Annotated in this window: 6 protein-coding genes; 2 read left to right on the forward strand and 4 right to left on the reverse strand. The window is 70.6% G+C overall.

The window, feature by feature from the left end:
* Nucleotides 1-106: 106 nt before the first annotated feature.
* Nucleotides 107-1,444 carry a low temperature requirement protein A gene (locus ACWCO3_RS07880; RefSeq protein WP_145779634.1) on the reverse strand — a complete coding sequence of 446 codons (1,338 nt, stop codon included), beginning with the start codon at nucleotides 1,442-1,444 and terminating at the stop codon, nucleotides 107-109.
* A 154-nt stretch (nucleotides 1,445-1,598) separates the two neighbouring features.
* Between ACWCO3_RS07880 and ACWCO3_RS07885 the strand changes: the two genes are divergently transcribed.
* Complete coding sequence (locus ACWCO3_RS07885; RefSeq protein ID WP_145779635.1) at nucleotides 1,599-2,534, forward strand: SDR family NAD(P)-dependent oxidoreductase; 936 nt, start codon at nucleotides 1,599-1,601, stop codon at nucleotides 2,532-2,534.
* Between the two features lie 62 nt (nucleotides 2,535-2,596).
* Here the strand turns inward: ACWCO3_RS07885 and sucB are convergent, their stop codons facing one another.
* Nucleotides 2,597-4,432 (reverse strand): 2-oxoglutarate dehydrogenase, E2 component, dihydrolipoamide succinyltransferase, encoded by a 1,836-nt coding sequence (gene sucB / locus ACWCO3_RS07890; protein WP_450009062.1) that lies wholly within the window; start codon nucleotides 4,430-4,432, stop codon nucleotides 2,597-2,599.
* Nucleotides 4,433-4,496: 64 nt separating this feature from the next.
* Nucleotides 4,497-5,888 (reverse strand): dihydrolipoyl dehydrogenase, encoded by a 1,392-nt coding sequence (gene lpdA / locus ACWCO3_RS07895; RefSeq protein WP_145779637.1) that lies wholly within the window; start codon nucleotides 5,886-5,888, stop codon nucleotides 4,497-4,499.
* A 178-nt stretch (nucleotides 5,889-6,066) separates the two neighbouring features.
* On the opposite strand from lpdA, the gene ACWCO3_RS07900 reads away from it, so the two are divergent.
* Entirely contained in the window at nucleotides 6,067-6,396 is a 330-nt protein-coding gene (locus ACWCO3_RS07900; RefSeq protein ID WP_145785515.1) for a hypothetical protein, read from the forward strand.
* 44 nt (nucleotides 6,397-6,440) lie between these two features.
* Here the strand turns inward: ACWCO3_RS07900 and ACWCO3_RS07905 are convergent.
* Nucleotides 6,441-7,624 (reverse strand): leucyl aminopeptidase (locus ACWCO3_RS07905; protein ID WP_450009064.1); only part of this gene is annotated, 1,184 nt, incomplete at its 5' end.

The raw sequence follows: 7,624 nt of genomic DNA on the forward strand, positions 1-7,624 counted from the left end.
CGCCTCCATGTCCACGGCGGCCTTCGTGCCGGGTACACCGCGACGCTGCGCCGGAGTCTATCCCGACCGGACGGGCCGGTGCCGCCCTGTCACCGGGGTCCGCCGCTCAGGGAGCCGTCGGCTCGTCGCTCTCCGGGACGTCGTGCCAACGCGCACGCCAGGCGGCCTCGTGTGCCTCGTGGGTGGTCCGTTCCTGAAAGACAGCGGACCGCAGCGCGTGCCGGGACTGCGACATCACCAACACCTCCACCGCCACCAGACCCACACAGATCACTGCCGCGAGGGTGAGCGTGCCCAGCGCCGGCAGGTGCTGACCGATCGGGAGCGCCGCCGTCAGCGCCACAATGACGCCGACCCGGGTCCAGCTGACGGTGTGCAGGGTGCGCAGCTGGAACGCCAGGTTGACCGCGAAATAACAGATCAACCCACCGAAGAGCATCGGCACCGCCGGACCGTCGACCGCTTCGGCGATCCCACCGGCCGGGTCGGTGATCTTGTGCAGGATCTCCTCGTTGCCGATGGAGAAGAGGATCACGCCGGCGATCATCAGCAGGTAGAGATACGCGTACGCGTCGCGGGCCATCGCCACCCGGGGTGCGCCCTCGGCCGCGTGCAGGGCGATCCGGGCGGCCGGTCCGATGAAGTCGAAGTGCGCCCACCAGAGGGCGGCGGTGATCACGATGCCGAGCGCGGCGGCGGCCACCGCCGGCCAGGTCACCGGCTTGCCGAGCAGGTTGCCGCCCACTCCAGTGGAGATGATCGACTCGCCCAGCGCGATGATCAGGATGAGGTCGTAGCGCTCCGTCCAGTGTTCGGCGCTGGTCACCCCCCAGCCCCAGGTGCCGACGATGAAGCCGGTGGCGTACTGCACCACCACCACGGTGATCCACAGCCCGTCGCGGACCATGGCGGCATCGTCCGGGTCGGCGATCTGTGGCGGGATCAGCGCGGCGGCCAGCAGCAGCACGATGCTCACCGCCAACTCCGGGGCGAAGCGCCGCAGTTGCCGGCGTTCCTGCGGGCTGTCCCGCACCACATGCTGGTAGAGGATCATGTGGACGGCCCGGACCACCACGTAGCTGATGGCGACCAGCATCGGGCCTGCCGCGCTGCCCTTCGGATCGCTGAACGCCTGCGGCAGCGCCAACGCGAACGCGAACAGGGCGACCATCGCGATCACCATGAGCACCGGGACGTAGCCCTCGCCGAGCCGGACCCGGGTGGCGACCAGGCTGTGCACCACCCAGATCCACCAGAGCACGGCGAGCACCAGGCCGGCGTGCAGCAGTTGCCGGCCGGAGATGTTCGCGGCGGTCGCCCGGGTGATGATGAAGAACGAGAAGACGAACACCAGGTCGAAGAAGACCTCGAACTTGTCCACCCGGGCACCGGGAGCAATCGGGACGGCCGGTCCCAGTTGCCCACGCCGCCGGTGACCGCCCACGAACCCACTCTGGCAGCGTCCGGGCAGGTCGGAGGGGCGAACAGCGATGGCGGGGGCAACCCGCGTTACCTCCGGCCCGGGCCGGGAAACCACCCGGACTGCCGCCTACGCCAGCGGGCCGGTCGGTCCCACCCACCCCGGACAAGGATGGATCATGACCACGAACAAGCCGATCACCACCTCGTTCACCCATCACTCCACCGCCATGGACGTGATCAAGGGCGTCGACCTCGTCCGGCGCCGGGCGATCGTGACCGGTGGGTCGTCCGGCATCGGCGTGGAAACCGCCCGTGCTCTGGCCAGCGCCGGAGCGGAGGTCACCCTGGCTGTCCGCAACCCCGACGCCGGTCAGAAGGCCGCCGACGACATCACCGGCACCACCGGCAACGACCGGGTCCTGGTCGCCCCGCTCGACCTCGCCGACCAGGGTTCGATCGCCGACTTCGTCGCCAACTGGGACGGCCCGCTGCACATCCTGGTCAACAACGCCGGCATCATGGCCGCGCCCTTGTCCCGTACACCGCAGGGCTGGGAGATGCAGTTCGCCACCAACCACCTGGGGCACTTCGCGCTCGCCAACGGGCTCCGCCCGGCACTCGCGGCCGGTGACGGGGCCCGGATCGTCTCGGTCAGCTCCGCCGCCCACCTGCGCTCACCGGTGGTCTTCGAGGACATCCAGTACGACAACCGGGAGTACGAGCCGTGGCAGGCGTACGGGCAGTCCAAGACGGCAAACGTGCTGTTCGCCGTGGAAGCGACCCGGCGCTGGTCCGACGACGGCATCTACACCAACTCGCTGATGCCCGGCGCGATCCAGACCAACCTGCAGCGCTACGTGAGCAAGGAGGAACTGGACCGGATGCGGTCGGGCAACGCGGCGGCCTGGAAGACCGTCGAGCAGGGTGCCGCCACCTCCGTCCTGGTCGCCGCGTCACCACTGCTCGACGAGGTGGGCGGGCGCTACTTCGAGGACTGCCAGGAGGCCGCCCCCGCCCAGCCGGGCCAGCGAACCGGGGTCGCCGACTACGCGCTGGACCCGGAGGCCGCCGAGCGACTCTGGCAGGTCTCGACCGCCCTGCTCAAGAGCTGAGGCCGGAAACGGAAAGGGCGCCCCGGTCGTCGACCGGGGCGCCCTTTCGGCGTGCAGACGGATCAGGCCAGGCCCAGCTCCGACTCGAAGTTGCCGCCCTCCAGCCGCTCCTTGACCGCGGTCAGGAAGCGGGCCGCGTCGGCACCGTCGATCAGCCGGTGGTCGTACGACATGGCCAGGTAGACCATCGACCGGACCGCGATGACCTCGCCCAGCTCCGGGTCGTTCACCACTACCGGCCGCTTCACCACGGCACCCGTGCCGAGCATCGCCGACTGCGGCGACGGCACGATCGGGGTGTCGAAGAGGGCACCCCGGCTGCCGGTGTTGGTCAGCGTGAAGGTCGCCCCGGCCATCTCGTCCGGGGTGATCTTGTTGGCCCGGGTGCGCTCGGCCAGGTCGGCGATCCGCTTGGCGATGCCGCCCATGTTGAGGTCACCGGCGTTGTGGATGACCGGCACGAGCAGACCGCGCTCGGTGTCCACGGCGATGCCGAGGTGCTCGGCAGCCGGGTAGGTGATCGTGCCACCCTCCAGGTCCATGCTGGCCTGGATGATCGGGTGGGTCTGCAGCGCCTCGATGGCGGCGAGGGCGAAGAACGGCAGGAAGGACAGCTTCACGCCGTGCTTGGCCTGGAACGAGTCCTTGGCCTTCGTCCGCAGCTTGGCGACCTTGGTGACGTCGACCTCGACGACAGTGGTCAGCTGCGCCGTCTCGTGCAGCGACTGCTGCATCCGCTTGGCGATGGTCGCCCGGATCCGCGGCAGCTTCTCCGTGGTGCCCCGCTTCGCGCTGGGCTCCGGCTTGACGGCCGGCTTGGCAGCAGCCGCCGAAGGAGCGGCAGCCGGTGCGGCGGCGGGAGCGGGAGCGGCCTTCGCCTTCTCGGCAGCCTCCAGCACGTCCTGCTTGCGGATCCGGCCACCGACACCGGTGCCGTTGAGCGCGGACAGGTCCACACCGTGCTCGGCGGCGAGCTTGCGCACCAGCGGGGTGACGTACCCGGCGGCGTCCTCGCCGCCACCCTGAGCGGGGGCGGACGGGCGCGGCGGCGTCGAGGTCGGCGCGGCCGGCTGCGCGGCCTGCTCGGTCTTCGCCGGCTGCGCCGAGCTCTCCGTCTCCGCGGCCGGCTCGTTGTACGACGTGCCCGGCGTCGGCTCCTGGACCTTCGGCTCCGGCTTCGGCTCGGCCTTCGGCGCCGGCTTGGCCTCCGCCTGGGGCTCGGGCTTCGGCTCGGGCTTCGCCTGCGCGGGAGCCCCGCCGGACGCGCCGATGATCGCCAGGTCGGCGCCGACAGCGGCGGTCTCGTCCTCGGCGACCTTGATCTCCAGCACCGTGCCGGCGACCGGCGACGGGATCTCGGTGTCCACCTTGTCGGTGGAGACCTCCAGCAGCGGCTCGTCGACCTCGATGGTCTCGCCGACCTGCTTGAGCCAGCGGGTGACGGTGCCCTCGGTGACGCTCTCGCCCAGGGCCGGCATCTTCACCGCGGTGCCCTCGCCCGACGAGGCGGCGGCCGGAGCCGGCGCCTCGGCCGGGGCCTCGTCCTGGGCCACCTGGTCGGCGGTGCCTTCGGCGGCGGCCGTCGGCTCGGCGGCCGGCTCGACCGCCTCGGCCGGGGCCTGCTCCTGCGGGGCGGCCTCGCCGCCGCCGGCGGACTCGCCCTCACCGGCGATGACAGCGAGTTCGCTGCCGACCTCGGCGGTCTCGTCCTCGCCGACCACGATCCGGCTCAGCACGCCCGCCGCGGGCGACGGGATCTCGGTGTCGACCTTGTCGGTCGAGACCTCGAGCAGGGGCTCGTCGACCTCGACCGTGTCGCCCTCCTGCTTGAGCCAGCGAGTGACGGTGCCCTCGGTGACGCTCTCGCCGAGCCGGGGCATGGTGACCGATACCGGCATTTTCTGAGACTCCTTCATTCCCCTGGTGGGATCTTCGCCCGTCGCCGGACGCCGCGGTTGATTGTCAGGCGTGCGCGTGCAGCGGCTTGCCGGCGAGGGCCAGGTGCGCCTCGCCCAGGGCCTCGTTCTGGGTCGGGTGGGCGTGCACGAGCTGGGCGACCTCGGCCGGGTAGGCCTCCCAGTTGTAGATGAGCTGAGCCTCACCGATCAGCTCACCGACCCGGGCGCCGACCATGTGTACGCCGACCACCGGGCCGTCCTCCACCCGGACCAGCTTCACGAAGCCGGTGGTCTTGAGGATCTGGCTCTTGCCGTTGCCGCCCAGGTTGTAGTTGTACGACTTGACCTTGTCGGCGCCGTACTGCTCCTTGGCCTTCGCCTCGGTCAGGCCCACCGACGCCAGCTCCGGGTCGCAGTAGGTGACGCGCGGGATGCCCACCTCGTCGATCACGGCGGGGGTCTGCCCGGCGATCTCCTCGGCCACGAAGATGCCCTGCTGGAAGCCCCGGTGCGCGAGCTGGAGGCCGGGCACGATGTCGCCGACCGCGTAGACGTTCGGCACGCTGGTGCGCAGCCGCTCGTCGGTCAGCACGTAGCCGCGGTCCATCTTGACGCCCTGCTCCTCGTACCCGAGGTTGGCGGTGCTCGGACCGCGACCGACGGCGACCAGCAGCAGCTCGGCCTCGACGGTCTCGCCGCCCTGGATGGTCAGCTTGACGCCGTTGTCGGTCTTCTCGACCTTCTCGAACGGCTTGCCGACCTTGAAGTTGATCTTCCGCTTGCGGAACGCCCGCTCCAGCGCCTTCGACGACTCCTCGTCCTCGGCGGCGACCAGTCGGGGCAGCGCCTCGACGATCGTCACGTCCACGCCGAAGGACTTCCACACGCTGGCGAACTCGACGCCGATCACGCCACCACCGAGCACGATCGCCGACGAGGGGATCCGGTCCAGGGTGAGCGCGTGGTCGCTCGTGATGATCCGCTCGCCGTCGACGTCCAGGCCGGGCAGGCTCTTCGCGTACGAGCCGGAGGCCAGCACGATGTTGCGGCCGGTGTAACGCTTGCCGTCCACCTCGACCACGTTCTTGCCGACCAGCTTGCCGTGGCCCTCGACGATGGTGATCGACTTGTTGCCCTTCAACATGCCCTGCAGGCCCTTGTACAGGCGGGCGATCACGCCGTCCTTGTACGAGTTGACCCCGGCCATGTCGATGCCGACCAGCTCGGCCTTCACACCGAACTGCTCCGACTCACGGGTCTGGTCGGCGATCTCGGCGGCGTGCAGCAGGGCCTTCGTCGGGATGCAGCCGTTGTGCAGGCAGGTCCCGCCGAGCTTGCCCTTCTCGACCAGCGCGACCTTCAGGCCCAGCTGGACGGCGCGCAGCGCGGTCGCGTAGCCGCCGCTGCCACCTCCGAGAATGACGATGTCGAAGGTCGCTTCGTTCGGCTCGCTCACGTCCAACTCCCAGGTCGCGTCGCTGCATCGGGGGTCACGGGGTTGTAACACGGACACACCCCACCTCGGTCATCTTGTCACCACTGGGCACAGGGTGCGTACCGAGGTGCCCAACGACACGTCATCGACACGTACCCTTGGCACCGTTGTCGATGACGTAAAGCTGGGGGAGAGACCGGTGGGGTTGTTCCGGCGCCGCAAACAGACGGCTGTGCCGAGCCATGACCGTGCCGCCGACCGCGGCGATCTGGACCATCTGGAGAACTTCATCCGGAGTCGGCGCGGTGTCGAGGCGTTCATCGAGCCCAGGACGACGGTGACCGAGACCACTGTCATCCTGATCGCCGATGACGGAGAGTGGACCCGCCGGCGCATCGACGGTCCGGACGGCGCACGGCGCTTCGCGTACCGGATGGGCATCCCGGTGTACGACGTGCGACTGATGGGCTACCCGCAGCGAATGCGCGACTTCAACGAGCGCCGCAAACGTCGCCCCGAGCGGTACTGAGAAACGCGAAGGGGCCCCCGGGTAGGGGGCCCCTTCGCGTTCGGTCAGCCGTTGGTGGCGACGTCCTCGACGAGCTGCACCAGGGTGCGGACCGGGACGCCGGTGCCGCCCTTGGTCCAGTAGCCGGTCGGCTCACCGGAGTGGTAGCCCGGCCCGGCGATGTCGATGTGCGCCCAGGCCACGTCGTCGGTGACGAACTCGCGCAGGAACACGCCGCCCTGCAGCATGTGACCGGCCCGGTCCATCCCGGCGTTGACCTGCGAGATGTCCGCCACGTCGGACTCCATGCCCTTACGCACGTCATCCGGCAGCGGCATCGGCCAGGCCGGCTCGCCGACCGCGTCCCCGACCGTCTGGACCCGCTCGCACAGCTCCGGGGTGCCCATCACGCCGGCCATCCGCTTACCCAGCGCGATGACCTGACCACCGGTCAGGGTGGAGGTCTCGAACAGGTAGTCGGTGCCGTCGGCGCAGGCGCGGGCCATGGCGTCGCCCAGCACCATGCGGCCCTCGGCGTCGGTGTTGAGCACCTCGACCCGCTTGCCGTTGAACATCGTGATCACGTCGCCCGGGCGGTAGCTGGTGCCCGACGGCATGTTCTCGGCCATCGGCAGGTAGGCGCTGACCGCCACCGACGGCTTCAGCGCGGCGATCGCCAGCATGGCCGCGCCGACCGCGGCGGCACCCGCCATGTCGGACTTCATCTCCCACATGCCCTGCGCCGGCTTGATCGAGATGCCGCCGGTGTCGAAGGTGATGCCCTTGCCGACCAGCGCGACCCGCTTGCCGTTGCCACCGCTCTGCGGGGTGTAGGTGAGCTTCACCAGCCGCGGCGGAGCCTCCGAGCCCTGCCCGACCGCGACGATGCCGCCGTACCCGCCGGCGACGAGCGCCGCCTCGTCCAGCACCTCGACGTCGAGACCCGCCGCACGGGCGGCGTCGGCGACCGCGTCGGCGAACGACGGCGGACGCAGCTCGTTCGGCGCGGTGTTCACCCAGTCCCGGCTGGTGCGGACCGCGCCCGCCACCGCCTCGGCCCGGGTGACCTCCGCCTGGGCGCCCGCGTCGCCGGCGTCCGGCACCGCGATGAGCACCTCGGCCACCGGCTCCCGCCGGGTCGGCTGGGGTCGGGTCTTGTAACCGGCGAACCGGTACCCGCCGAGCAGCGCGCCCTCGGCGACCGCGCGCAGCTCCGCCGTCGCGTCCGCGTCGTCCGGCAGCGGCAGGG

The organism is Micromonospora sp. NPDC002411 (assembly GCF_053592955.1).

What these genes read in the sequence shown, in the direction of transcription:
- ACWCO3_RS07885 (WP_145779635.1), top strand. Translation starts at nt 1,599, where the DNA reads ATGACCACGAACAAGCCGATCACCACCTCGTTCACCCATCACTCCACC.
- sucB (WP_450009062.1), bottom strand. Translation starts at nt 4,432, where the DNA reads ATGCCGGTATCGGTCACCATGCCCCGGCTCGGCGAGAGCGTCACCGAG.